General features: G+C 63.4%; 27 protein-coding genes. 3 read left to right on the forward strand and 24 right to left on the reverse strand.

Annotation, left to right across the window (positions count from 1 at the left end; translation table 11 throughout):
• Positions 1 to 35 precede the first annotated feature (35 nt).
• Positions 36 to 593: an ankyrin repeat domain-containing protein gene (locus AC1PLR_RS01815; protein ID WP_481102465.1), complete on the forward strand. Its 558-nt coding sequence runs from the start codon at positions 36 to 38 to the stop codon at positions 591 to 593.
• Between the two features lie 233 nt (positions 594 to 826).
• A complete protein-coding gene (locus AC1PLR_RS01820; protein WP_481102466.1) occupies positions 827 to 2,398 on the forward strand; it encodes an SDR family NAD(P)-dependent oxidoreductase in 1,572 nt (523 codons plus the stop codon).
• Between the two features lie 58 nt (positions 2,399 to 2,456).
• On the opposite strand, the gene AC1PLR_RS01825 is transcribed toward AC1PLR_RS01820, so the two are convergent.
• Together AC1PLR_RS01825 and AC1PLR_RS01830 are read right to left on the reverse strand one after the other, a co-directional pair.
• Positions 2,457 to 2,885, reverse strand: a complete 429-nt coding sequence (locus AC1PLR_RS01825) for a hypothetical protein (protein WP_481102467.1) — start codon at positions 2,883 to 2,885, stop codon at positions 2,457 to 2,459.
• Between the two features lie 158 nt (positions 2,886 to 3,043).
• Entirely contained in the window at positions 3,044 to 3,511 is a 468-nt protein-coding gene (locus tag AC1PLR_RS01830) for a metallophosphoesterase family protein (protein ID WP_481102468.1), read from the reverse strand.
• A 369-nt stretch (positions 3,512 to 3,880) separates the two neighbouring features.
• Here AC1PLR_RS01830 and tcuC point away from each other — a divergent pair, with 369 nt between their 5' ends.
• Positions 3,881 to 5,188, forward strand: coding sequence for a tricarballylate/proton symporter TcuC (gene tcuC / locus AC1PLR_RS01835; protein WP_019800557.1), 1,308 nt, complete (start codon positions 3,881 to 3,883; stop codon positions 5,186 to 5,188).
• A 67-nt stretch (positions 5,189 to 5,255) separates the two neighbouring features.
• On the opposite strand, the gene acpA is transcribed toward tcuC, so the two are convergent.
• From acpA to ilvD, 22 genes are all read right to left on the reverse strand, one after another.
• Positions 5,256 to 6,968, reverse strand: coding sequence for an acid phosphatase (gene acpA / locus AC1PLR_RS01840; protein ID WP_481102469.1), 1,713 nt, complete (start codon positions 6,966 to 6,968; stop codon positions 5,256 to 5,258).
• Between the two features lie 163 nt (positions 6,969 to 7,131).
• Positions 7,132 to 7,422, reverse strand: coding sequence for a hypothetical protein (locus AC1PLR_RS01845; protein ID WP_481102470.1), 291 nt, complete (start codon positions 7,420 to 7,422; stop codon positions 7,132 to 7,134).
• Positions 7,423 to 7,460: 38 nt separating this feature from the next.
• Positions 7,461 to 8,459, reverse strand: a complete 999-nt coding sequence (locus AC1PLR_RS01850) for an AI-2E family transporter (RefSeq protein WP_481103514.1) — start codon at positions 8,457 to 8,459, stop codon at positions 7,461 to 7,463.
• A 265-nt stretch (positions 8,460 to 8,724) separates the two neighbouring features.
• Positions 8,725 to 9,114 (reverse strand): VOC family protein, encoded by a 390-nt coding sequence (locus tag AC1PLR_RS01855; protein ID WP_267097689.1) that lies wholly within the window; start codon positions 9,112 to 9,114, stop codon positions 8,725 to 8,727.
• Positions 9,111 to 9,449: a hypothetical protein gene (locus AC1PLR_RS01860; RefSeq protein ID WP_481102471.1), complete on the reverse strand. Its 339-nt coding sequence runs from the start codon at positions 9,447 to 9,449 to the stop codon at positions 9,111 to 9,113. Before AC1PLR_RS01860 ends, AC1PLR_RS01855 begins: the two co-directional genes overlap by 4 nt.
• An 18-nt stretch (positions 9,450 to 9,467) precedes the next feature.
• Positions 9,468 to 9,761, reverse strand: a complete 294-nt coding sequence (locus AC1PLR_RS01865; RefSeq protein ID WP_481102472.1) for a hypothetical protein — start codon at positions 9,759 to 9,761, stop codon at positions 9,468 to 9,470.
• A gap of 15 nt (positions 9,762 to 9,776) precedes the next feature.
• Complete coding sequence (locus AC1PLR_RS01870; protein ID WP_481102473.1) at positions 9,777 to 10,073, reverse strand: DUF2695 domain-containing protein; 297 nt, start codon at positions 10,071 to 10,073, stop codon at positions 9,777 to 9,779.
• A 91-nt stretch (positions 10,074 to 10,164) separates the two neighbouring features.
• Positions 10,165 to 10,488, reverse strand: a complete 324-nt coding sequence (locus tag AC1PLR_RS01875) for a cyclic-phosphate processing receiver domain-containing protein (protein WP_481102474.1) — start codon at positions 10,486 to 10,488, stop codon at positions 10,165 to 10,167.
• A gap of 264 nt (positions 10,489 to 10,752) precedes the next feature.
• Entirely contained in the window at positions 10,753 to 11,121 is a 369-nt protein-coding gene (locus AC1PLR_RS01880) for a hypothetical protein (protein ID WP_481102475.1), read from the reverse strand.
• Between the two features lie 147 nt (positions 11,122 to 11,268).
• Positions 11,269 to 11,571 carry a hypothetical protein gene (locus AC1PLR_RS01885; RefSeq protein WP_481102476.1) on the reverse strand — a complete coding sequence of 101 codons (303 nt, stop codon included), beginning with the start codon at positions 11,569 to 11,571 and terminating at the stop codon, positions 11,269 to 11,271.
• 73 nt (positions 11,572 to 11,644) lie between these two features.
• A complete protein-coding gene (locus tag AC1PLR_RS01890; RefSeq protein WP_267123546.1) occupies positions 11,645 to 11,884 on the reverse strand; it encodes a DUF1161 domain-containing protein in 240 nt (79 codons plus the stop codon).
• A gap of 218 nt (positions 11,885 to 12,102) precedes the next feature.
• On the reverse strand, positions 12,103 to 12,639 hold the full coding sequence (locus AC1PLR_RS01895) for a hypothetical protein (RefSeq protein WP_481102477.1): 537 nt from the start codon (positions 12,637 to 12,639) through the stop codon (positions 12,103 to 12,105).
• A 91-nt stretch (positions 12,640 to 12,730) separates the two neighbouring features.
• On the reverse strand, positions 12,731 to 13,270 hold the full coding sequence (locus tag AC1PLR_RS01900; RefSeq protein ID WP_481102478.1) for a hypothetical protein: 540 nt from the start codon (positions 13,268 to 13,270) through the stop codon (positions 12,731 to 12,733).
• A gap of 41 nt (positions 13,271 to 13,311) precedes the next feature.
• Positions 13,312 to 13,686, reverse strand: a complete 375-nt coding sequence (locus AC1PLR_RS01905; protein WP_481102479.1) for a hypothetical protein — start codon at positions 13,684 to 13,686, stop codon at positions 13,312 to 13,314.
• A gap of 782 nt (positions 13,687 to 14,468) precedes the next feature.
• Positions 14,469 to 15,053, reverse strand: a complete 585-nt coding sequence (locus AC1PLR_RS01910) for a DUF7010 family protein (protein ID WP_481102480.1) — start codon at positions 15,051 to 15,053, stop codon at positions 14,469 to 14,471.
• A gap of 884 nt (positions 15,054 to 15,937) precedes the next feature.
• Positions 15,938 to 16,306: a hypothetical protein gene (locus tag AC1PLR_RS01915; RefSeq protein ID WP_481102481.1), complete on the reverse strand. Its 369-nt coding sequence runs from the start codon at positions 16,304 to 16,306 to the stop codon at positions 15,938 to 15,940.
• A 1,541-nt stretch (positions 16,307 to 17,847) separates the two neighbouring features.
• The gene (locus AC1PLR_RS01920) at positions 17,848 to 18,216 is read right to left on the reverse strand and encodes a hypothetical protein (protein ID WP_481102482.1); all 369 of its coding nucleotides are present in this window, start codon (positions 18,214 to 18,216) and stop codon (positions 17,848 to 17,850) included.
• Positions 18,217 to 18,270: 54 nt separating this feature from the next.
• Positions 18,271 to 18,927 (reverse strand): DUF4272 domain-containing protein, encoded by a 657-nt coding sequence (locus tag AC1PLR_RS01925; RefSeq protein ID WP_481102483.1) that lies wholly within the window; start codon positions 18,925 to 18,927, stop codon positions 18,271 to 18,273.
• A gap of 602 nt (positions 18,928 to 19,529) precedes the next feature.
• Positions 19,530 to 19,982, reverse strand: coding sequence for a DUF4304 domain-containing protein (locus AC1PLR_RS01930; protein ID WP_481102484.1), 453 nt, complete (start codon positions 19,980 to 19,982; stop codon positions 19,530 to 19,532).
• Positions 19,983 to 20,041: 59 nt separating this feature from the next.
• The gene (locus tag AC1PLR_RS01935) at positions 20,042 to 20,764 is read right to left on the reverse strand and encodes a Cthe_2314 family HEPN domain-containing protein (RefSeq protein ID WP_481102485.1); all 723 of its coding nucleotides are present in this window, start codon (positions 20,762 to 20,764) and stop codon (positions 20,042 to 20,044) included.
• A 395-nt stretch (positions 20,765 to 21,159) separates the two neighbouring features.
• The gene (locus tag AC1PLR_RS01940) at positions 21,160 to 21,555 is read right to left on the reverse strand and encodes a hypothetical protein (RefSeq protein ID WP_481102486.1); all 396 of its coding nucleotides are present in this window, start codon (positions 21,553 to 21,555) and stop codon (positions 21,160 to 21,162) included.
• A 703-nt stretch (positions 21,556 to 22,258) separates the two neighbouring features.
• The gene (ilvD, locus tag AC1PLR_RS01945; protein WP_481102487.1) at positions 22,259 to 24,097 is read right to left on the reverse strand and encodes a dihydroxy-acid dehydratase; all 1,839 of its coding nucleotides are present in this window, start codon (positions 24,095 to 24,097) and stop codon (positions 22,259 to 22,261) included.
• Positions 24,098 to 24,240: the final 143 nt, after the last annotated feature.

Here is a 24,240-nt window from a genome sequence, read left to right on the forward strand (position 1 = left end):
TCGCCGCGCCGCGCACTTTCTTGCGGAGACTCCTTATGCGTCGTGTTGTGCTCTTCCTTCTTGGCCTTGCGGTCAGCGCCACGGCGGTCGCTGCACCGGCCGCGCCTGCGGCGCCCGATCCGGCGGCGGTGCAGGCGCAGTTGCGTACCTATTTCTTCGATGCCGCGCGGCAGGGCCGCCAGGACATGCTGGCCGAGTTCATCCGCGCCCATTACGATCTCGATACCCGCGACGACAAGGGCTACACCGCGCTGATCCTGGCCGCCTATCACGGCCAGCAGGCGGCGGTGGAACAGTTGCTGCGCGCCGGTGCCGACCCCTGCGCGCAGGACAAGCGCGGCAACACCGCGCTGATGGGCGCGATCTTCAAGGGCGAGCTGAGCATCGCCAAGCGGCTGATGCAGGCAGATTGTGCACCGGACCAGCGCAACAACGCCGGACAGACCGCAGCGATGTACGCGGCCCTGTTCCAGCGCACCGAGGTGCTGAAGGAGCTCGCCGCCAAGGGCGCCGACCTGCAGGCCAGGGATGCGCAGGGCAACGACGTGGCCAAGCTGCAGCGCGGCGAGTTCGCGACCGCACCGGCACGCTGAGCGGCCTGGTTCGCCTCCGGGGCGGGGTGTCGGGCACGGCGATCGCACCGCGCGTGGATCGCAGGCCGCGGATCGGCGAAAATGCCGGGGTGGCCGGCTCCTCCGGCCCGCCGTGGCCCGAGCCGCTGCCGTTCCCGCTTCTGCGGGCGGTGGCGCATCAGGGCCGCGTGCTGCCCTGTCGGCATCGCGCCGGCGCTCTGCCGCGGCTCGCCGTCGCCCATCCCGGATCTGTCTTGAACGCCACTGCCCCTGTTTCGCCCGACGACCTGCCCCTGGCCGAGCGCCTGCGCATTGCCCTGGACCTGCTCGAGGCCATCGCCGCCGACCGGCGCGTGCTCGATACCCTGCCGGAGGCCGAGCGCGTGCGCCTGCTGCAGGTGGTCGCCCAGGTCTTCAACCCCGAACCCAAGGCGCGGCGCAAGCTGCTCAAGGAGCAGGCGCGCGAGCGCCACCAGGAGAAGGTGCGCAAGGCCGAGGAACTGCTGGCGCAGACCGGCATTCGCGCGCTGCGGCGCAAGCCGGTGTTCAGCACGCCCAACTATTTCCCGCCGCACACGCCCGAAGCGCTGATCCACGCGCAGGCCGCGGCGGCCGAGCCGGCGGCGCACTCGCCCGAGCTGCGCCACTGCTACGTGTGCAAGCAGAAGTACACCGAGCTGCATCACTTCTACGACCAGATGTGCCCGCCCTGCGCCGAGTTGAACTACTTCAAGCGCACCGAGACCGCGGACCTGCGCGGGCGCGTGGCACTGCTCACCGGCGGCCGGGTCAAGATCGGCTACCAGGCCGGGCTCAAGCTGCTGCGCGCCGGCGCCGAGTTGATCGTGACCACGCGCTTCCCGCGCGACTCGGCCGCGCGCTACGCGCAGGAGCCGGATTTCGCCGAGTGGGGCCATCGCCTGCAGGTGTACGGGCTGGACCTGCGCCACACGCCCAGCGTCGAGGCGTTCTGCAGCGAACTGCTGGCGACCCGCACGCGCCTGGATTTCATCGTCAACAACGCCTGCCAGACCGTGCGCCGGCCGCCGCAGTTCTACGCGCACATGCTGGCCGGCGAGACCGCCGCGCTGCACGAGCTGCCCGAGCACGTGCGTCGGCTGGTCGGCCAGTACGAAGGCCTGCGCGGCCCCGACCTGCTGCCGACCGGTAGCAACACGCTGCCGGCCGGAGCCGGCAATGGACGCGACGGTGCCGACGGTCTGCTGCGCGCTGCCGAACTGTCGCAGGTGCCGTTGCTGGCCGACGACCTGCTCGCCCAGCAGCACCTGTTCCCGGAAGGACGCCTGGACCAGGACCTGCAGCAGGTCGACCTGCGCGGGCGCAACTCCTGGCGCCTGCTGCTGGACGAAGTGTCCTCGGTGGAACTGCTGGAGACGCAACTGGTCAACGCGGTCGCGCCGTTCGTCCTCAACGCGCGGCTCAAGCCGCTGATGCTGCGCACGCCCGAGCGCGACAAGCACATCGTCAACGTGTCGGCGATGGAGGGGCAGTTCTACCGCAACTTCAAGACCACCCGGCATCCGCACACCAACATGGCCAAGGCCGCGTTGAACATGATGACCCGCACCTCGGCGGCCGATTACCAGAACGACGGCATCCACATGAACAGCGTGGACACCGGCTGGGTCACCGACGAGGATCCGGCCGAGATCGCCGCGCGCAAGGTGCAGGAAGAGCGCTTCCATCCGCCGCTGGACATCGTCGACGGCGCCGCACGCATCGTCGATCCGATCATCCACGGCTTCAACACCGGCGAGCACGTGTGGGGCCAGTTCCTCAAGGACTACGCGCCGACCGATTGGTGAGGCGGCGCGCCGCCGCCCTCGCGACGGTGCGCGACGTGCGTCCGCGCCCGCGCGCCGCCTAGCCTGGCGTGCGGTCCGCGGCCGTCGCGGCAGTGTTCTCGGCGTCTTTCTCGCGGCCCCAGAACTCCACCATGATGGTCATCATGGTCCACACGATCAGCGTCGGCTGCACCTTGTCCGGCAGCAGTGCCTGGCCCTTGAGCATCACGTCGATCACCTTCGGCAGCGCCAGCACCATCAGCAGGGTGTAGATCGCGTACGCCACCCGGTGCCGGCTGCTGGAAATGAACAGGATCGAGGTGACCAGGCTGGCGAGCACGCCCAGGACCACACCGAACTGCCAGGCGTTGAGGCGTTCGGTGCCGGTGAGCACCAGACCCAGGACGGCACCGAAGAACATGTTCAGGCCGTTGAGATTGGCCTGGTACTCGTCCTTGGTCATGCGCCCGAGGCCGACCTTGCCGAACACGTTCCATCCCTTGCGCATGCTTGCTCCCCTTCGCGCTGTCGCATCCTGGCGCCGCCACGCCCATCCGCTGGCCGCGCGCCTCCCCGCGCCCACTGTAGCGAAGATCGCGCGCGTCCGCCGCCTGTCCGCCGCACGCGGGGCATCCATGCGCCGACAGCGCGGGACGCGCGCCTGCGCTAGTCCAGGGTCTGCAACTCGCCGCGCGGGCCGGTCGCGGTCAGATACAGGTGGCCGAGGCTGATCGGCAGGCGGAAGCGGCGCGGGCCGGCGCTGCCGGGGTTGAGGTAGAGCACGCCATCGCGGGTCTGCAGCGACGGCATGTGCGAGTGGCCGCTGATCACCACGTCCACGCCGTCGGCGACGTGGTCCAGCGTCTTCAGGTCGTGGCGCACGTGCAGGCGCACGCCGTCGATGTCCAGGTCCAGGGTTTCGGGCAGTGCCTGCGCCCACGGCGCGGTATCGATGTTGCCGCGGATCGCGTGCAGTGGCGCCAACTCCCGCAGCGCCTCCAGCACCTCCGCTTTGCCGATGTCGCCGGCATGCACGATCGCCGCACAACCACGCAGCGCCTCCAGCGCTTCGGGCCGCAGCAGGCCATGGGTGTCGGCGATCACGCCGAGATGCAGCGGTCGAACGGGACGCATCGTTGGTGCTTCCTGGGGCATGACCAGCGTGCAGCCTATCGATTCGGAAGTGGTGGTGTGGTCGACACGTGCGCGCCAGATTCGGCGGAGGTGGCCGCGCCAAGCATCGTGCGCGGATGTGCGGGGTGGATCAACGCCGGTATCGGCACCTGGGCGCATCGCCGGCACGTCGCAGTGCATCCCGGCGTTGCAACAGCGAGTGTCCAGGGACCGCGCCCTCGGAACGCCATGCATTAACCCGCACGTAGCGGCGCGCCGCTCCATGGCGGCATGCGCACGCGGCGTGTTGTACCGTTGCCACACGCGCCGCCCACGCTGTCGCACCGCATCGCAAGGCGGCGCCGTTTCTTCTCCAGCAGACTTCGACCGATGACCGCTCCCGCACCATCCCCAGCCGCCGCCGATGCCGCGCCGCACGGCGCCGCCGCCGTGTTCCGCGTGGTCACCGGCAACTTCCTCGAGATGTACGACTTCATGGTCTATGGCTTCTATGCCACGGCGATCGGCCATGCGTTCTTCCCGGCGAAAAGCGCGTTCGCCTCGCTGATGCTGTCGTTGGCCACGTTCGGCGCCGGTTTCCTGATGCGGCCGATCGGCGCGCTGGTGCTGGGCGGTTATATCGACCGGCACGGCCGCCGCAAGGGCCTGATCCTGACCCTGGGGCTGATGTCGGCGGGCGTGCTGCTGATCGCCTTCGTCCCCGGCTACGGCACCATCGGCGTGCTGGCGCCGGTGCTGGTGCTGCTTGGCCGCCTGCTGCAGGGCTTTTCCGCCGGCGCCGAGCTGGGCGGCGTGTCGGTGTATCTGGCCGAGATCGCCACGCCGGGCCGGCGCGGCTTCTACGTGGCCTGGCAGTCGGCCAGCCAGCAGGTGGCGGTGGTGTTCGCCGCCGCGCTCGGCGTCGCCCTGCATGCGCTACTGTCCGACAGCGTGATGGACAGCTGGGGCTGGCGCGTGCCGTTCGCCATCGGCAGCCTGATCGTGCCGCTGATCTTCCTGATCCGCCGCTCGCTGCAGGAAACCCCGGAGTTCGCCGCGCGGCAGGCGCCGGACCTGGCCGGCATCGCGCGTTCGCTGCGCGCCAATGTCGGCTTGATCCTGGCCGGCGTGGGCATGGTGATGATGACCACCGTGTCGTTCTACCTGATCACCGCCTACATGCCGACCTACGGCCGTGCCGAGCTGCACCTGAGCGAGCTGGACAGCCTGGTGGTGACCGGCTGCATCGGCCTGTCCAACTTCGTGTGGCTGCCGGTGATGGGCGCGCTGAGCGATCGCATCGGCCGCAAGCCGCTGCTGGTGTTCGCCAGCGTGGCGATGCTGCTGACGGTGTGGCCGGCGCTGCAGTGGCTGGTCGACGCGCCCTCGTTCGGGCGGCTGCTGCTGGTCGGCGAGTGGCTGTCGCTGCTGTACGGTGCCTACAACGGCGCGATGGTGGTGGCGTTGACCGAGGTGATGCCAGCGGAGGTCCGCACCACCGGCTTCTCGCTGGCCTACAGCCTGGCCACCGCCACGATGGGCGGCTTCACCCCGGCGGTGTCCACCTGGCTGATCCACACCACGCACAGCCGCGCCGCACCGGCGCTGTGGCTGTCGCTGGCGGCGCTGATCGGTCTGGTCTGCACCTGGCTGCTGTTCCGCCGCCAGCGCGGCGCCGGCACCTTTCAGGCCGCCTGAGCGCGGCACTGCGTGAGGCAGGGCAGGGCAGCGGCAGTCCGCCGCGCCCTGCGCAACGCGCGCCGGTCTAACCCAGATCCAGCGCGGCGGTGAGGTCGCCCGGTACCACGCCGCTGGCGGCGTGCATCGCGCGCTCGCGTTCGACCAGGCCCGGCAACGGCTCCAGGCCGAAGCGGCGGGTGATGAAGCGCAGGATCGAGCCGGTGTCGTAGACGCTGTGGTCGACGTGGCCGCGCCTGGCGTGCGGCGACACCACCAGCGCCGGGATGCGCGAACCCGGACCCCAGCGGTCGGCCTTGGGCGGGGCCACGTGATCCCACCAGCCGCCGTTCTCGTCGAAGGTGATGAACACGACGGTCTTCTCCCACAGCGGGCTGGTACGCAGCGCCTCCACCACCATTGCGATGTGGCGATCGCCGGCGGCCACGTCCGAATAGCCGGCGTGCATGTTGAGGTTGCCCTGCGGCTTGTAGAACGTCACCGGCGGCAGCGTGCCGGCCTGCACGTCGGCGAGGAAGCGGTTCTGCGGGGCGCTGTCGCCCAGGCCGCCGTCGCGCAGGCGGCGCGCCCGTGCCGGCGTGCCGGGGGCGAGGTTGGCGAAGTAGTTGAACGGTTGGTGGTGGATCTGGAAGTTGGGGCTGCCCGGGAACTCGCTGGTATCGCCGGTGTCGCCCTTGCCCTGCACCGCCAGCGCCCAGCCACCGGCGTACCAGGCCCAGTCCACGCCCTTGGCGTCGAGCGCATCGCCGATATGGCGGTGGGTCTGCGCCGGCAACGTGTTGGGGCTGTTCGGGTCGGCGTAGTCCGGGCGCGTCGGATCCTGGCTGGTGCTGGGCTGGAACGGCGGGCTCAGGGTGTTGATCGCCCAGAAATCCGGAGTCAGCGCGCCGTTGCGCACGAAGCGCGGCCGGCCGTTGAGCGCGGTGCCCGGCGAATCGTCCTGCACCGCCAGACGGATCTCGTCCGGGCGGTCGCTGGCCAGCACGCTGATCTGCGTCCGCCCCGGGCTGCTGTCGGCCTTGGGGTAGTACGGCGGCTGCGCGGCGATCAGGTACTGGTGGTTGAGGAACGAGCCACCGAACGCACCCATGAAGAAGTTGTCGCACAGCGTGTACTCGCGGGCCAGGCTCCACAGCCGCAGCGTTGCCGGCGCATCGGCGTAGTGGCCCATCACCAGGCCACCGGCGTCGCTCCATGCGGCGAAGCCGTCGTTGCGGCCGCCATTGATCTGCATCTGGTTCTCGTAGAAGCGATGCACCAGGTCGCGGGTCACGATGCCGTGCGGCAGCAACTGGCCGTCGGACGTGCGCAGCGCGAACGGCGCATTGGGCAGCGGCCCGATCGCGTCCTCGCCGATCTTGTAGCGGCGGTGCGCCACCACCTGTTCGTCCGGCGCCAGCCCGCCCCAGATCGGCGGCAGGATGTCGAGCACGCTGCCGTCGCGGTCCACCTGCCGCGCCTGCGCCGGCGTCACCTTGGACAGCGGCTGCTGCAGCCCGGGGAACTCCGGGAACAGGTTGTTGAAGCTGCGGTTCTCGGCGTAGATCACCACCACGTGCTCGATCTTCTGCCGCAGTTGCCGATCCAGTTCCGTCGGCGACAGCGCACGCGCTGGCGCACGCTTGGCAGTTTCGGCGTGGGCCTCGGCGGGGCCACCGAGCGCCAGGGCGCTGCCGGCCAGCGCCAGGCCGCCGAGCAGGCGTCGGCGTTGCGGGTTTTCGGGGGTGGTGTCGGTGTCGGCGGGCGGGGTGGACGCGGGATCCTGGGGTGGTTTCTTCACGGAGTCATCGGGCGAGGGAAAAGGCACCCGCCAGTGTGGGCCGCGTGAATGACAAGTCAAAGCAGGCCGGTCCCACTCTGGGGCCAGCGTTCAGCGGCCGTATCGCAGGCCGCGTTTCTCGAATGGCCGATGACGTTGCGGCACGCGGCGCCCGCGTCCGACCTCAGCGGCGCGCTCGTGTGCTGCCGAAGACCTGCTCGCACAGTGCCACATAGACGCCCGCATCGTCGCGCGCTGCTGCACCGGTGGCGATGGCCGCGCTCAGCGCCGGGCCGAGCCGCGCCTCGCCCAGGCGCGCGGCCAGTTCCGTCAATTGCGTCTGGAACAGGCGCTGCATGTCGGCGATCTGCCGGGCATCGTGCCCGAGCCAGGCATGGCCCTTGTCGTTGTACGCGGCGGCACCGTGCAAGGTGTCGGCCAGGTCGCGTTGCAGGTCCTGCGGATCGGTGGGCATCGTCGCGTGCGGGTTGGGGTGGGATCACGCACCGCAGCTCAGGCGGCGGGCTTTCCGGCGCCATCCGCGCCCTCGGCATCGCCCAGCGCGTGTTGCACGTACAGGCGCTTGACCAGTACGTAGAGCACCACGGTGAGCGGCGCCGCCAGCACCACGCCCATCGGCCCGAACAGCACGCCGATGCCGAACAGCGAGAACAGCAGCAGCGCCGGCGGCAGGTCCACCGCGCGCGCCTGGATCAGCGGCTGCAGGATGTGGCCCTCGAGCTGCTGCAGCACCACGAACAGCAACAGCGCGCCCAGCGCCACCTGCGGGCTGACGGTGAAGCCCAGCAGGATCGCCGGCACCGCGGCCACGATCGGGCCGACGATGGGAATGAAGTCCAGCAGCGCGGTCAGCAGCCCGATGCCCAGCGCCACCGGCACGCCCAGCAGCCACAGGCCGATGCCGGTCAGGGTGCCGATCACCGCCATCGCCAGCAATTGCCCGGACAACCACGCACGCAGCGCCTGGCCGCTGGCGGTCAGCGCCTCATCGGCGACGCCGCGCCGGTCGCGCGGCAGCAGGTGTAGCAGGCCATGCCGATACAGCCGCGGCTGCGCGGCCAGGTACAGCCCGCCGACCATCATCAGCACCGCATCGGTGACGCCGCCACCGGCCGACAGCACGATCGCGCCAGCATGCGTGGCCAGGGTCGAGGCACCGTCGCGCAACTGGTCGGGGATGCGCTCGATCTGCGGCCCCAGCGGGCCGGACTGCAGCCAGGCATGGAACTTGTTCCAGGCCGCCGGCAGGGTGGCGCGGAAGGTGTCGATCTGCGCGGCGACCTCGGCGCCGAACAGCAGCACGATCGCCGATAGCGCCAGCACCAGTACCAGGATCACCAGCGCCAGCGCCGCCCACTCCGGCAGCGGCAGCCACTTGCGCAACAGCGTGGCCAGCCCGTGCAGCAGCACGCCCACCACCACCGCGCCGAACACGATCAGCAGCAGCTCCGACAACTGCCAGGCCAGCAGCGCCAGCGCACCCAGCGCCATGACGACCAGGACCCGCGCCGTGAACGCGCGCAGGGGCGAAGGGGAACCGGGGACGGAGGCATTCATCGGTGGCGCGGATCCCGATCAGGACAATGAGCGCGGACAGTAGTGGCAGGGTGGTGCAGGGCGGGCGAAGATCGTGCGCCGCCCGTCGGGAATGCATCTCCACCGGTCAGTGCGCGCGGACGACACCGGCGCGCGCCCGCACGTGTGTCGGGTCTTGCTGCGCGTCGAGCGGCAACGGCTGAGCGGCCGGCGCCGGGCGCTACTGCCCGGCGGGCGGTTGCCAGAGTTCCACCTTGTTGCCTTCCGGGTCGATGACCCAGGCGAAGGCGCCGTATTCGGATTCGTCGATGCGGTCCAGCACGTGGCAGCCTTCCTCGCGCAGCGCCGCGACCAGGGCGTGCAGATCGTGCACCCGGTAATTGATCATGAAGGGCGCCGTGCCGGGGGCGAAGTGCGGCTCCTGCGCCGCCGCGCCGATCGACCAGACGGTGGAGCCGGTGACCGGCGCGCCGCTGCCGTCGTTCCAGGCGAAGGCGGTGCCGCCCCAGGCCTGCACGTCGATGCCGAGATGCCTCTGGTACCAGGCCTGCAGCGCGGCCGGATCCTGTGCCTTGAAGAAGATGCCGCCAATCCCCGTTACGCGTTTCATGGAGCCTCCGCTGGTCCGATGGTGGGCTGGCCGGGCAGCGGCTCGTACCCGTCGCCGCGGCCGCTCAGCCAGCGCAGTCTACGCTTGCCGGCCTCGCCCAGGTACGCGGCGGCGGCCAAGAGCAGGGGATGCCGCAGGTCCGCATCGGTCATCGTCCGCGCGTGCCCATCGACTTCGATATTCAGGAAATGCGCCTGGTCCGCCTCGTCGTCGTAGCTGCGCGCCAGCAGCCGATCGCGGCCGTCGCTGAAGTGGTAGAGGGTGTAGGCGTAGTAGTAGCCGTCTTCGTCGTCCGGCTCGCTGGCGTCCACGTGGTGGGTGATGTCGACGTGCATGCGGGTTCCATGTGCCTGTCAGGCCGCACTCGAGACCACGTGGCCTGTCCCTTCGCTGCCGTTCGCCCATAGCGTGAAATCGGCGCCCGCCGGGAAATGGGCAAGTGCGTCAGGCATCAGCAACTGTACCCCTGCCCGGAACGTATCCCCGGACGATGTGCTGCCGGTGAAGGTAAGGCGGGCCGACCACTGCTGCCGATCGATGCAAAGAATGGCGCACCACTGCCCGGAGACGAGCGCAGTGGCCTTGCTTCCTGGTTGCGCAGGATCCAGCTGCAGATCGGCCAGGAAGTGCTGCGGCAGGTCATGCATCAGGTAGATTTCCGTTCACGGCGTGCCCCAACGTTCCTCGACATTGAAAAGCACCTCGCAATCGCAGAAGCCTCCGTGCGCACCGAGCCAGGGGATGACCGACTCTGGAGCGACATTGTTGGACGCGAGGAACTGCGTAGTGAGCCGCAAGGAATGATCGCAGCCATCGGCGAGCGCGTCATTCAAGTAATCGAACAAGGCCCAGAGCGTTTCCTTGGGGAGGGGAAGGGTGGCTTCTTCACGTAGACGCTGCTCATGCTCTGCCGCCTTGCGGAGGGCTTTGCGAGGTTGGGCTTCCGGATTCTTTGTCATGGTTGCAGTCGCTGCTGAAAAACGAGGATGTGGCATGAAAAGTCGGCATGTGCGAAGTGCGCCGCGCATTGCGCAGGCAATCAGTCGCATATCAGTCGCATCGCGATGGAGCCACGTGCCTACGCTCCGCCGCCATCCGCTCGATCGCCTCGATCCCAAGACGCATCTTATCCCCCGCCGAAGTGTTTGCAGAATGGACATGTATCTTCGGCGGGACGAAGGACCGAAGCGCGACCGCCTGCTCGATCCAGAGCACCACGTCGTAGCCTGTTCCGCGCGCATCGTCGCCAAGATCGTGGTCCAGGCTGAGCTCCTCTACCTTCCCGGTCTGGAGCAGCGCGATGACGTCATCCGGCCAATACGCCCTTGTCCATCCTGCGGGTGTTTCTCGCTCGTCGTCCAGAAATACACGCATGGCAAGCGGCACCTGTTTTAGGGGCGGCGGGTCCGCCCATCGACCCGTACGCGACGAACCTACTGCAGTCCGAGGATCGGTGCGATCTCGCACTGTCGCAAGATAGTGACGAAGCGGTGTGCCGCATCAGCCGGCGCATCGCCACGAATTTCAGCACATCCGCAGCAGCGTATGTCGGAACACAAGGCCTTCCGGCGGGGATTGGTGCCGGCGTATCGCATCGTGTGCCTTAGAGGGCGGCAGTGCGGTTCGCGATCGGATACATCACACCTTCAGACTTGCAAGGGCGATGATGTGCCTGGCCTTGTCGTCACCAAGCGCGGCTACTTCCGCTTCCTGAATGATGCCGCGACGCAAAAGGCCGGCGAAGACGAGGATGAGTTGAGAATAGCGGTAGTCGTATGTCTGAGCGATTTCGCGCTGCTTTTTTACGGCCTGGTTGACCAGGGGCCAGAGAGCGTCCGGCGTGTCGATGCTTGCGGCGCTGCGTTTGAACTCCTGGAGATAGGCTTGGAGTTCGCGTTGAAGCGCGGTGTCGAACAGTGCTCTGGCTTCTTTCTTCTCGGAAGCGCTCCAGGACATGTCATGCATGGCGGCTTTCTCTTTGCGGGTACCCGGCTCGTCATGGATCATGCCAAGGCGGGGCCGGAAGGGGTGAGGGGTGGCTTACGCGGGCGATGCCGGTCGGGCGCGTCAGCCGATTGCCGGGTGTGGCTTGTGTAATGCAGTTGGCAGGAGTAGAAAAGCTGCGCTGATTCCCAATTAATACTCCCAGGACAGTCAGTTGCTCTGGTTCCAGGCCTTGATGGCCAGGGTGACCCGCTGGCGGGTATCGACATCTGCTTTGCGAACCAGATACGGCGACCGATTGCCCAATACCCCCGGCGCGGTCGATTGCACGCGCTCGGCGAGCTGCGCGATGAAATCACGCCCGAGCGCGCGGTACTGCGCAACTTCCTGGGCAGTCAGCGCCATGACCCACGCGTAACCGACGGGCCCATGGCTGCAGTTGACGTCGAGCAGCAGCGTGTCGCCGTCGCGCAGGAGGAACCAGGCATGAGGTGCGTGATCCACTACCTGCATGACATGCCCCTTCTCCGCGCGACGACAATGCCTCGCGTCCACGTTGCATGCATGACGTCACAACCCCTGTCGCTTACGTCGACGGTTTGTTCTTGCTGTAGACGATCTTCTTGCTCCCCGCCGCGCAACTGCCAATGACCTTGCGGTCCGCCTTGATATCGGCGTTGTCGAGGATCTCCAGCGTGTAGTCCTTGACCCCGTGGGCATCGAGTTTCGCGGTGAGCTCGGCCTTCAACTCCTCGCAGGATCTGCCGGCCGCGAAAGCGGACGAGGAGGCGAAGGCGAGCAGGAGAAGCGCGATGGCCTGTTTCATGATGGCACCGATAGTCGATGAAGGAGAAAGAGATTGCGGGAAAAAACACGTAACGTGTAGCGGCTTTGGCATGGCGGTCGACCTGGTCGCTCGCGGGAGCCGGGCCGTCGCGCCGAGTGTAGCAAGCGCAGATTGCGTAGACCGCTACCGCCACCGCACTCTGTCGGCGGCCGGTCGGGAGGAGCGGGACGCCGACGCCGCGGTCTGCTTCGGCGCATTCATGGATCGACCCACACGCCTGCGTCGTACATCAACCGCATCGTGTAGTTGAGCTGCAGGGTCTGGTTCGGGCCGCAGGGGATCTGTGTGGTCTTGTCCGTCGCTCCAGGTCCGGAGACGGAGATGGACGAAGCGGACCGGAGTGGATCGAACAGGCTGTACCGGTAGCCGCCGTTGTTGAACTCGATCGATGCGTTGCCGTTGGGAAACGTGTTGTAAGTGAAAAGCCCCGTCGGCGGCTTCTTCTCCGCAGGGTACTGCAGCACCAACTTGCCGCTCTCCGACGCTCGGTACTGCAGGTAGCCCGAGGTCCGGTTGACCGCCTTCGACGAGCATAGCGAAAACTCTCGCCTGCGTGTCCGGCACGTCCACAGGGTGAGCTCGTCCTTGTCGCACAGCGGACTGTGCTGGTACTCGCTCTCTGACTCCTGCAGTGTCGCTTGGGTGATGGATGACACCGGCTCAGACGCCGGTGCTGCGAGAGGCAGGCTCGTCAAGGTCGCTGCCACTGCAAGGTACGCCAGGGTCTTCTTCATTCGTGTGTCAATCCTGTGGGAACAGATCCTGTCAGAGGGGTATCGGCGCGGGTAACCGATGGCGTCGCCTTCCTGTGGCATGCGTGGAGGGCTAACGCGACTGCTGGGACCACACCAGTAGTGCCCGAGCGCGCTTGGCCAGCCTCTTGCGGTCTTTCAAGTAGAGTGTAGGGGCATGGGTGATGGCAACGGTGGTCGCCGCCTGCATCGGTGAGAGTTGGCCAAGCGGCTTGCCGAACTCTCGATTGGCAAAGCTGCTCAGTCCCTGATCCACGCCATTGTAAGAAAGGCTGCAGTAAATGCCGTACATTTGCGACTTGTCGAAATGTATCGGCAATAGCATGCGCCAAAGCGCTTCGCGTATCTGCGGTTCCCCTTGCGTCAGATCCGATGGAACGCGGGATGTCACCAGGCGGACCGCCTGCGAAGAAGGCGAGCCCACATTCGCGTCGATGAGCCTGCGGATCGCTTCGGGAGGAGAAGCATCTTCTGGATTGGCTTGAGCGAGCAGATCGCGAATTCGAGCCAGATGTGGACGCACGGCGAGCACATCGTAAGCGATCAATGCCAGGAGCATTGCTAGGACAAGGAGCGCTATTCCTTTTCCAAGATAGTGGGCGATCTTGAACATGAACACTCACCCGCCGTCGAGTTGCTTTGGGACGCGTATACCTACAATAGCTGGCGTTGCTCGGGCCTGCGCAGGAACAGCCAGCCAACGAACAAGCCGAAGCCGGCGGAAGCGAGCAATTGCACCCATTCGAGAATGACAAACAAAGTCGGCTCGCCCGTCGTGTCTGGCGGCAACAGTGCCGTGAGCAGGTCGGCAACGACGGCGTAGATGGCCAGGATGAGGCAGGCATGCGCCAGACGGTGCTGCGTCACGCGTCGCGTCATGTGTGCGAACAGCGCGGCGCATAGCAGGAACGAAATGACATTCCAGGCATTGATCCATCCAATAGGGTCGAAGAGCCCGCTGGCAAAGCCAGTGCCGCACTGGAAAAGAAACAGCAGCGCGGTGTAGGCAAGGATCGCTTTCCAGTTCATGGGGCATGTGCGAGGTGCGTGGTGAAAGCGGAGGTCAGCGCCTATCCTCCGCAACGCGCTGGACAACCGACACGCCTTCCGAATCAATCGCAGTTACCTCGACCGGACTTTTGCGGCTGGGAAATGCGATGGGCAGATGGTAGGCGACTATGTAGGTGAAGTCAGCGGATAGCTCCAAGTCGGTCCGCTTGACTGCCCAGCTAAGCGGGGATGAACGCCTGAAAGGGTGGACTAATCTCGGCGTGATTCAATTTTCGTGCTGGCATGAACTCAACTGGCCATCTCCCTCGCCCGTAGTCGTCCCGCGTAGGGTGCAACGATCGAGAGGACGAGACAGAGGGCTAGCCATATCCAAGGAGACTCAAGCTCTTGGAGGTTGCCAATGACTTGAACGTTGTTTGGCCCGTCTTTGCGATACAGAACCGGAAGACCCTGATCTGAAGACGCCTGCTTGTATTGCTCGGACTTTAGGTGCGCGTGAGAACTAAGGGTCTCACCCGATTCAAGTTTCAGGAGTACCGCATGGCCATACTTTCTCTGATCTGACGCCACTCTTATTTCATCTTGCGGGCTGTCGCCTACGGGTTGGGGCAAGAGGATCAGCCTGGCGGGTGCAGACGACAGGCGGTACTGGAACCAAGGCACTACGTTGCTGACAAACACAACGAATGTCGAAGCGGCAATCAGGTACAGCACGACAACAAACAATAGACGTTGGAATCTCATGTCGAAGACTGGGTCAAGTGGGGCGTATGGTGGGATCAGTGAGGCCTGACATCGGATCAAGCCGCGCTGCGAAGCGGCGCCGGGTCGAGAACATTGTTGGCGCGCACCCACTTTCCATGCTGCGCGAAGGCTACGGCGCCAAAGGTGAACTCGATGGCCGCCCCCACGGCAACCACGAAGACCGTGGGCGCGCGACACAACGCCAAGACAATTGCGCTCGCAGCGAGCGCCAGACCCAGCACCCAGTAGAGCCTCATGCCATAGACAGATGCAAACACCAGATAGCGGCCCCCGATGACGAGCAACATGCCCAAGAAGAACCAAGCCGGCTGACGGAGGCCCAGCCCGTACGCGAGCGGCAAGCTGAAGATGAGCCAGAACGTGCTCGCTCCCGCAAGTTGACCGAGCGGATTGCCTTTACTGTGTGCGCCAGAGGCTCCAAGAAGCTTGCACAGCAGCACGCTGACCGGGTAGATCAACATGCCGCCAATAAGCAGCGCCCAGATAGCGCGCTCCGGCGAGACGAACGCCGTAAAAGCAGTGGCGACTGCCCATGCCGTCGCCGATGCCACGATCCCAGTACTCCCGCTCAAGTAGCCGCGACGCATGTCCCACTGCGCGTCTCTGATCGTCATTTCCATCGAGCCCCTTCTCGCTGTTGTGTGTGCTAATGCCTGAGTTGCGCCGCGTTGCGAAGCGGCGTCGGCTTGAACGAATGGTTAAACGGCGCTGCCAGGCGGTGGTAAGGCATGGACCGTGCTCCCCAGCACTGCCGCCGAGCGCCGAGCATGCCATAGATCGTAGCCTTGGGGCTCACCCGAGGGCTGGCTGCTGGATGTGACCGAAGCTCAAGGTAATGAGCGCAGCGGGGCAACGACGCCGGACGACGAAGCAGGGGGGCGATCCGATGACTGGAGACTTGAGGGCTGCGCGCCGGAGCCAACCGTGAGGCGCCAGCGCTGTTGCCGAAGGTGGAAGCCGCGCCGCACGTACAGCACTGCCGCCTAACACCTGAGTTAAGCCGCGTCGCAAAGCGGCGCCCGCTTGAATAGCTTGTTAGGCGCTACCCGACCACCATGCCACGTGTCCAGGAGCTCATTTGCCACCTGCGCAGGGATCGCGCCGATAGCATGAAGATGCCAGGCGAGATGGATGGCCAGCAACTGCAAGTAGCCGTGTGGGACCAGGTCGAATCTTCGGGTGCTGGCCACTAGTTTGCAGGTGGTTATGCCATAGAGGGCACACTTATCGGAACCGGCATTGGACTCAAAGGACACATTTGTAGCCGCACAAAGCAACTGGACGACCAGCGTCGCGCTTGGGCTGAGACTCGCAATCTCCAAGATTGCAGTCTCTCCAGAAACACGGCTTCTCAACACCTCTACATCTGTGAGCAAGTCCAGCAACTGGCAAACGTCACCGACAAGTTGATCGACTGCAGACATCTGCTGCGGCGCCCGGCGTCTTGTTGGAGGGCAAGCCTTAGCCCGTCGCAGCGAGTGGCGCGGGAGAATTGCATCGATTGTTAGGCGTTCTTCTCTGGCGCCGAACCAGGCCCGGCATCCAAGCCGGATGGGTCCGACCCAAGCAGGTCCTCAAACAGCATGGCTGCGTCATCTGGTTCGATCCCTGGATCCGCCATTTTATAGAGCGTGTCGAACACGGCCTCATAGGATGCCATGCGATAGATGAGGGACAGGTCGCGCCTCGATGCTCCCAAAGAAAGCAATCTTTTCAGGGCAGGGCCGACGTCCCCGAATGGACCATCGGGCTGCTGCTGCGATGTATTGATTGCATTGTCGATCCAGACTTCCTGCATTGGCGAATTGATGATTTCGCTCCACAGTAAATCTAGGAATTCTTCGCGGCTTGGGTACTCTTCAGAATCATTCATGTTGTAGTGGTCTTGTATGCCTGGGAGTGAGTTTTATATCTAACACCTGAGTTAAGCCGCACCGCAAAGCGACGTCGGCTTGAATAAATTATTAGGTCCCGTAACAATACAAAAAAACACGCCGCAAACGAGACCGATAAAGCCGCCAGCTGCGAAATTGGCAAGATAGGGCTGCGAGCCAGCGCCTAGAAGCATGAGACTGCCCGGCAGCGAAAATGTTCCGGCTATGACAGCACCAGCGCATACACTGAGCCAACTCAAATAGCCAGCGCGCCGAAGCCACGTGACGTAGGGTAAGCCGATAGCGACCATCGTTCCATATGCGATGGGTAGACCGAAAGAAAAATAGATTACAACGGCAATGGGCCAATCCTTGAGCCCTGGCAGCCCCTCCCGCACTAGAGCGGACGCCAGCGCGTACAGCAAGAATGCCACTGGCGCCCCGAGAGGAGCGATAAGTGGACCTAGCAGGATCGATCTTTTGGTCTGAAGTGAGTTCATGCCAACGGCCTAACACTGGAAATAAGCCGCGTGCCGTAGGCACGTCGGCTTGATTGACTGGTTAGGCCAGGATGGCCCAACGAAGATGGCGCGCCGGACTGATTCGCCGACGACCGTGCTGTCTGGGGCTGCGACCGATACAGGGCCTGCCACGTGGACCATCCGATGAGGTGACACAGCCAAGTGTCAGCCGGCGCTGTGGTGGATGCAAGCGCGGCACCAACACCAAGCTAATGCCAGCCGCCTAACGCCTGAATTAAGCCGAGCCGCGAAGCGGCGTCGGATTGACTGATTGTTAGGCCGCATCTGCGACCCGCAAATGAACGAACTCGCCATGTTGCTTGTCGCGGATTGCTGCCTCAATTACCTCACGCCCAGACCCCTCTAGCACTAGGCCCGCGCTCCATCCCCTAGGAATGACTGGAACCGACTTGCGATAAATTATTGCATCAGTTAAGCGAAGACTGATTGAACTTGACCATAACTCATTGCGATGACCAGAGCCAAGGGCGCCTTCGTGGCGAATCTTTACGAGCAGTGTGAAAAACGTTCCGACTGCCACTTCTTCAGCATTGTTAGTCCCGACGATGATTCCTCGAGCTTCAATGCGGTCTAGAAAAATATCCGGACTTTTCATATGCGTCCTAACGCCTGAGTTAAGTCGCGCCACGAAGCGGCGTCGGCTTGAATGAAATGTTAGACGCGCTGCGGCGCCGTATAGGCTGCCGTCTGTTTGACATGACTACAGCCCGCGGAAAGTATTGTTGCACTTACCGCAGGGGCAAGAAATTACCCAAGCACAGGGCCTTGACTAATTGCGAAGGGTCTGCGGCTCTACGGAAATCTGCCCGCCGCAAACGACACAGAGCTGATCCAACGGCTCACCGTTCTGTGACTGACCGAGCGCAATAAGTACCGGCCCCGCCTCTGTTGGAAGCTTGGTCATATCCAAGCCGGTCAAATACTTGTGGGAGCTGGTCATGCGCGCCTAACACCCTAGTTAAGCCGCGCCGCGAGGAGGCGTCGGCTTGGACGAATTGTTAGCTGCCAACCTTGGAAAGGAAGGCGGCCAGTTCCCGGTCGCCGCGGACCAGACCGGCGGCAGCCGCGTATGGGTCGAACTCTCGCGCGACGCCATCGGCCACGGGCAGCCTGACTGCCGGACAGCCTTCCGCAATCAGCGCTTCAGCACCTGCAACCCGAAGGAGGTACTGGACGATGAATCCACCGACGATCATGACTAGGAAACCGACGTCTTCTTCCGGGAACTGCTGATCCTTCAGCCAGCGATCAAGGTGCGGTGCAACCGAAGCGGGATCGAGAGGCGCGCCCGTTTGGTGAAGCCCGATGCGCCCGAGGACATTATCCAGCATGGGCGCGGTTTGTTCGAGTAACTGGTACGCATCCATTGGCATCTAACGCCTAAGTTAAGCCGCGCCAAAGACGTCGGCTTGAATGAATTGTTAGGTGTCTGTGGAGATGTCATCCCACTCTTGATCCATATATCCAATGAGCCAGTTGAGGGTATGGTGCCTCTCCATGGTTACTCCCGGTTCTAGGGATGCTGGGGCTTGCTTGCCGTTTATCCTGGCATCAACTACCGCCCAGTGATAGCGATAGATTAGATCCGCCTCATCCAGGATCTCTTCTATGGGCCGTAGGTTGGAATCAGAAATAAACTGTGAGGAAGTGCGTTCGTGTAGGAACTTCACAGCGCGTGGGACGTCGCAGATTTCGGTGGGCTTTCCCAAGGACTCGACGTAGCCAAGCGACCAAAGCAGAGTCCATGCAGCCTCATACCGCCAAGCAAACTGGATTCGGTCATGGGTAGTAGGAGATTGCTGCTGAACGAAGGCCGCCTCGTTGGGCGTGAAGTGTCCATCGAGACCATAGTCTTTGACGATCTTGTCGACAATAGGCTGCTCTAGGCCTTCACCGTTAACGGCCACGACTAGTAGAGCCATTGCCCGCCACGCAATTTCCTCTTTGGTCCTGCGTTTGACATCTCGGACATCTTCAATTGCCGGAAGATGTTCGATGACTGGCACCCCTTCCGATTTGAGTCGGGCGATTGAACGTGTTCTCCGCTCGAGCGACGCCTCTGTTGCGTTGGATTCCATGACCTTGATCTTTTCCTTCCGATCTTCGATAGGGGGTGTGTCTTGCGCACAGGAAGACAGCGCGAGAAGCATCAGAAATGAGGCAAGAGAGAGAATATATGGGGACACGTAACACTTGAGTTAAGCGGCGGCGAAGCCGTCCGCCTTGAACGAATGGTTAGCGTGCCTATTCATACACGACGTCAGGGTTCATTGCTTTTTGTGAAAACCAGACAGGATTGTACCGCTCGTAAAGAATGCGAGCCTGCTCCTGCCAAATAAAATGGCAGCTTTCTCGTCCGGTGCGTCCCGCTGCCCTTGCACGCTCCGTTGCCTCGGCGCAGGCGGATTCGATAAGTGCGGAAGTTTCTGGTGCGAGCTCTAGCGGGTCACGAAGGCCGCGGGAACTTTGGTACTGCTGACTGGCCAGTAGAACGCGCTCGCGCAGCAAGGGCTCCATGGCAGCAAGCACGACGGATGCTCGCGCGAGTGGACAGCCAGTAGCCTTGTGATACGAGAAAGCATCTTCTTGTGTGACGAGTGATGTCATTTGTGAGGGCTAACGCCTGAGTTAAGCCGCGCCGCGAAGCGGCGTCGGCTTGAAGGGATTGTTAGGTTGCATGCTACTGCGCCCACGAGACTGGAAGTGGCAGCGGGCTGAGCAGGCCCTTTGAGGCACGACGCTCAATCTCCTTTAAGGCGTTTGGCAGTGCGTCGCTTGCTTGGCAAACAATGTGTGCAAGTTGCTCTGCGGTGGCGCCCACAGAGTTAGCGGTAGCAGCGAAGTCTCCGGGGGCGGAGGCGAGGAGATCGTTGACACGACCAACGGCATGCGCCTCTCGCCATAACCCCTTGGCCCTCACATCTGTTGGAATGTCATCAAGACGGACAGCTACATCTAGGTAAAACACCCAAGGCTCTTCTCCGGAGTTCCATGAGCTACCTGTGATTCGAAACAGCTCCGTGTAGCCTGTGCGTCCGCGCGAGAAGGTGGATCCGCGCTTGGAAAAGCCAAGCGGCTTCAGACGTCGGTGAAGCTCTGTGGCCAAAGTCTTTCCGATAGCACGAACCGTCATATGCAACCTAACGCCTGAGTTAAGCCGCGCCGCGAAGCGGCGTCGGCTTGGATGAATTGTTAGAGCCCGCGTAGCCGGAAGCTCTCACGCTGCAGATTGTACTCGGCATGCAGCGACTCGAAGAGCTCGAGAAGAAGATATGCCAAGCCTGAATTGATGCGGGCAAACTCCTGCTTCTTCTCCGCTACAAACTCACGTAGATAGCCGGCGCGGAATGTCTTGAAATTCTTAATCTCTTTTTTGTCCCAACCCACGTGCTCAAGATTGTGCAGGTAGAACAGCTCTAGGCGGCGCAACTTGACATCGAGGAGCGAGTGCCTATGGACGAGAGTGTGGCGTTCTTGTGCATATGCGTCCAAGTATTTACGCAACTTCTTAAGGCGGCGGATGACCGGCTCCCTGTGCTGGACGCGATAGTTTGTAACAATTGCCGCGTGGCTAACATGCTCTTCGTTGACGCAAAGGTGGAATACGGCGTTAACAATGTGGAGCGAGCGATCATAAACCGAGTTCAAGCGAATTAAGTAGTTCTCGACGTTATAGACGACGTGACTCGCACGAGACGCTTCCAGCTTCTTCGAATAGTCGTAGTGGCTAAGGTACTCGCTGGCCAGGTGTAGTTGCTTGAACCAGCTCAGAAGGTGGGCAGTTGAGAAGCCGACGCGCTGAATGTAGAACTCATGCTCGTCGATGACAGCACCTTCCTGGGCGTTTGTCTTGGACGCGTCTTCGAGAACGGCCTGTACGAATGGGCAGAAGTCGAGGCTGTCGAGAACTGTCATAGCGGGCTCTAACGCCTGAATTAAGCCGCGCCGCGAAGCGGCGTCGGCTTGAATGAAGAGTTAGACGGTGGTGCCAGGAGATGGTGAAGCTTGGACCATGCTCCCCAGCACTGGCGCCGAGCGCCGAGCATGCCACAGATTGCGGTCTTGGGGCTTGCCCGATGTGCTAGCCGCTGGGGTGTGGCCGAGACCAAAAGCAATGAGCGCAGCGGAGCAATGACGCCGCACGACGAAACGCGTACGATCTGATGGATGGAGACGAAAGGGGGGCGTTCACGAGCCGAGCCTTGGGGCGCCAGGCGATTTGCCAAAGACGGAAAACTGGCAGCACCCACAGCACTAACATCTAATGCTGGAGTTAAGCGGTTGCGAAGTCATTCGCCTTGAAAGAGATGTTAGGCGGGAAAATAGCCTTCAGGCATGCCGGTGCCACCGCAAAGTTTTGATATGTGCCAACGATTTGCGTCGCTGTACTCGTATTGCATGTCGTAGGTTAGGTCTGATCCGACTCGAAGGACGCTCAGCCAGACAGGTCCGCTTGGATGTAGAGAATTTTCACGAAGCTCTAAGCCGATGCGTCGAACTTGAGAGATGAATGACTTGTGAGACAGCACATCAAGAATTTCCACGCGATCCGGCAATGCAAAAGAGCATCTGACCTCAAAGAAGCCACCTCCTGCGTGCATTCGTACAAAGGCTTCCCTCCAGTTTGGATTGGTTGCTCGCATCTCGGACACAACTGCTTTAGCGAGTTCAAATATCAGCTCGGAGGATCTATCGAAGTTATTCATCTCTGTCTCGGCCTCGTGCCAAAATATGAGTCAAGCGGCACGCGTAATTATGCCCGCTTCGACGGATTTCTAGTCTTCGATTAGCTGCTGAGTATAATCGGAATCCTTTGCTATTCGAGGGTAAAGATCATGATTTATCAATTCTCTTAATCTAAGATTGATGCTGGCCTCCTCGAATAAGATCTGACACTCGGCACTGTCGAAAAATCTTCTTAGGTGCATCTTTAGTTCACCTGCATTCTGTTCACTGCATCGCATTCCGAAGGCCAGCAAGTCCAACTGATCAGTAACCTCGCGATAAAGGTCTATAACAAAAACTCCGTTTGGGTCGGTTTTTGATCTGAACAGTAGAACATCGCCGGAACCAACCTGAGTGTCTTCGAAAAAAAAGTGATAAAGCTCACATGGATCGCATGTGACACCGATTAAATCTAATGCAAGACGTAAGGGTGTATTTGAGATGCAGCTATCCGACTCATTCCATGAAACAAGATCAGAAGCCGACACACATCCATAGAATTCACATGCAATGAGAGGCATATAGATTTAATCTGAGTTAGTCCTCGCCATGAAGGCTACACGTGTGGTGCCGGGCGCGGTGCGTCTGCGGTGCGAAACGCGCGTCGGGACCGAGGTCCCTCCCACAGCGCGATGCCAAAGCGCCATGAAGACCGTGGAACTCCACGGTCCCCACGACAACGCCTCACCCCTCCAGCATCGCCTTGTCCCGCACCGCCCCCTTATCCGCACTGGTCGCCAGCAACGCATAGGCTTTCAATGCAGTGCTCACCTTGCGCGGCCGCGGTTCGGCTGGCTTCCAGCCCCGGGCGTCCTGTTCGGCGCGGCGCGTGGCCAGTTCCGCATCGGAGACCAGCAGGTCGATGCGGCGCTGGGGGATGTCGATGCGGATGCGGTCGCCGTCGCGAACCAGGCCGATGGCGCCGCCCGCCGCCGCTTCCGGGGAGGCGTGGCCGATCGATAGGCCGGAGGTGCCGCCGGAGAAGCGGCCGTCGGTGAGCAGGGCGCATTGCTTGCCCAGGCCCTTGGACTTCAGATACGACGTCGGATACAGCATCTCCTGCATGCCGGGGCCGCCCTTGGGGCCTTCGTAGCGGATCACCACGACGTCGCCAGCCTTGACATCGTCGGCGAGGATGCCCTTCACCGCGGCGTCCTGGCTTTCGAACACCTTGGCATTGCCCTCGAACACGTGGATGGATTCGTCCACGCCGGCGGTCTTCACCACGCAGCCGTCCTCGGCGATGTTGCCGTACAGCACCGCCAGGCCACCTTCCTGCGAGTAGGCGTGGGCGACGTCGCGGATGCAGCCGGTGGCGCGGTCGGCGTCCAGGCTCGGCCAGCGCGTGGCCTGGCTGAAGGCGACCTGGGTGGGGATGCCGGCCGGCCCGGCCTGGTAGAAGGTCTGCACCGCGGGGTCGTCGCTCTGGGTGATGTCCCACTGCGCGATGGCGTCGGCCAGGCTGCGGCTGTGCACCGTGGCCTGGTCGGTGTGCAGCAGGCCGCCGCGCGCCAGTTCGCCGAGGATGGCGACGATGCCGCCGGCGCGGTGCACGTCTTCGATATGGTACTTCTGCGTGTTCGGCGCCACCTTGCACAGCTGCGGCACGCGCTTGGACAGGCGGTCGATGTCGCGCAGGGTGAACGGCACCTCGGCTTCCTGCGCGGCGGCGAGCAGGTGCAGGATGGTGTTGGTGGAGCCGCCCATCGCGATGTCCAGGGTCATCGCGTTCTCGAACGCCTCGAAGGTGGCGATGCCGCGCGGCAGCGCGCGCGGGTCTTCGGCGCCGTACCAGCGGTGGCACAGTTCCACCGCGGTGCGGCCGGCCTTGAGGAACAGTTGCTCGCGGTCGGCATGGGTGGCGACCACGGTGCCGTTGCCGGGCAGGGCCAGGCCCAGCGCTTCGGTCAGGCAGTTCATCGAGTTGGCGGTGAACATGCCCGAGCAGGAGCCGCAGGTGGGGCAGGCGCTGCGCTCGAACGCGGCGACCTTCTCGTCGGAGGCGGTGGGATCGGCGGCGATCACCATCGCGTCGATCAGGTCCAGGTTGTGGTCGGCGAGCTTGGTCTTGCCGGCTTCCATCGGCCCGCCGGAGACGAACACGGTGGGGATGTTGAGGCGCAGGGCGGCCATCAGCATGCCGGGGGTGATCTTGTCGCAGTTGGAGATGCACACCAGTGCGTCGGCGCAGTGCGCATTGACCATGTACTCCACAGAGTCGGCGATGATCTCGCGGCTGGGCAGCGAGTACAGCATGCCGTCGTGGCCCATGGCGATGCCGTCGTCCACGGCGATGGTGTCGAACTCCTTGGCCACGCCGCCGACGCGTTCGATCTCGCGCGCGACCAGTTGTCCGAGATCCTTCAGGTGCACGTGGCCGGGCACGAACTGGGTGAAGGAATTGGCGATGGCGATGATCGGCTTGTGGAAGTCGGCGTCCTGCATGCCGGTGGCGCGCCACAGTGCGCGGGCGCCGGCCATGTTGCGGCCGTGGGTGGAGGTCTTGGAGCGATAGTCGGGCATGGGAGCAGCGAACGAGCGGGCGGGGAGGCTGGCGATGGTGGCGCGATCGGATCGTTGCTGCTGCAACCGTCCTGGGCATCCACCGGGTGGGCCGACCACGTTAGCACGCACGCTGGCGCCACCGCGCGCCGGCCAGGAGTGAG

This window comes from Xanthomonas sp. NCPPB 3570 (assembly GCF_056725115.1).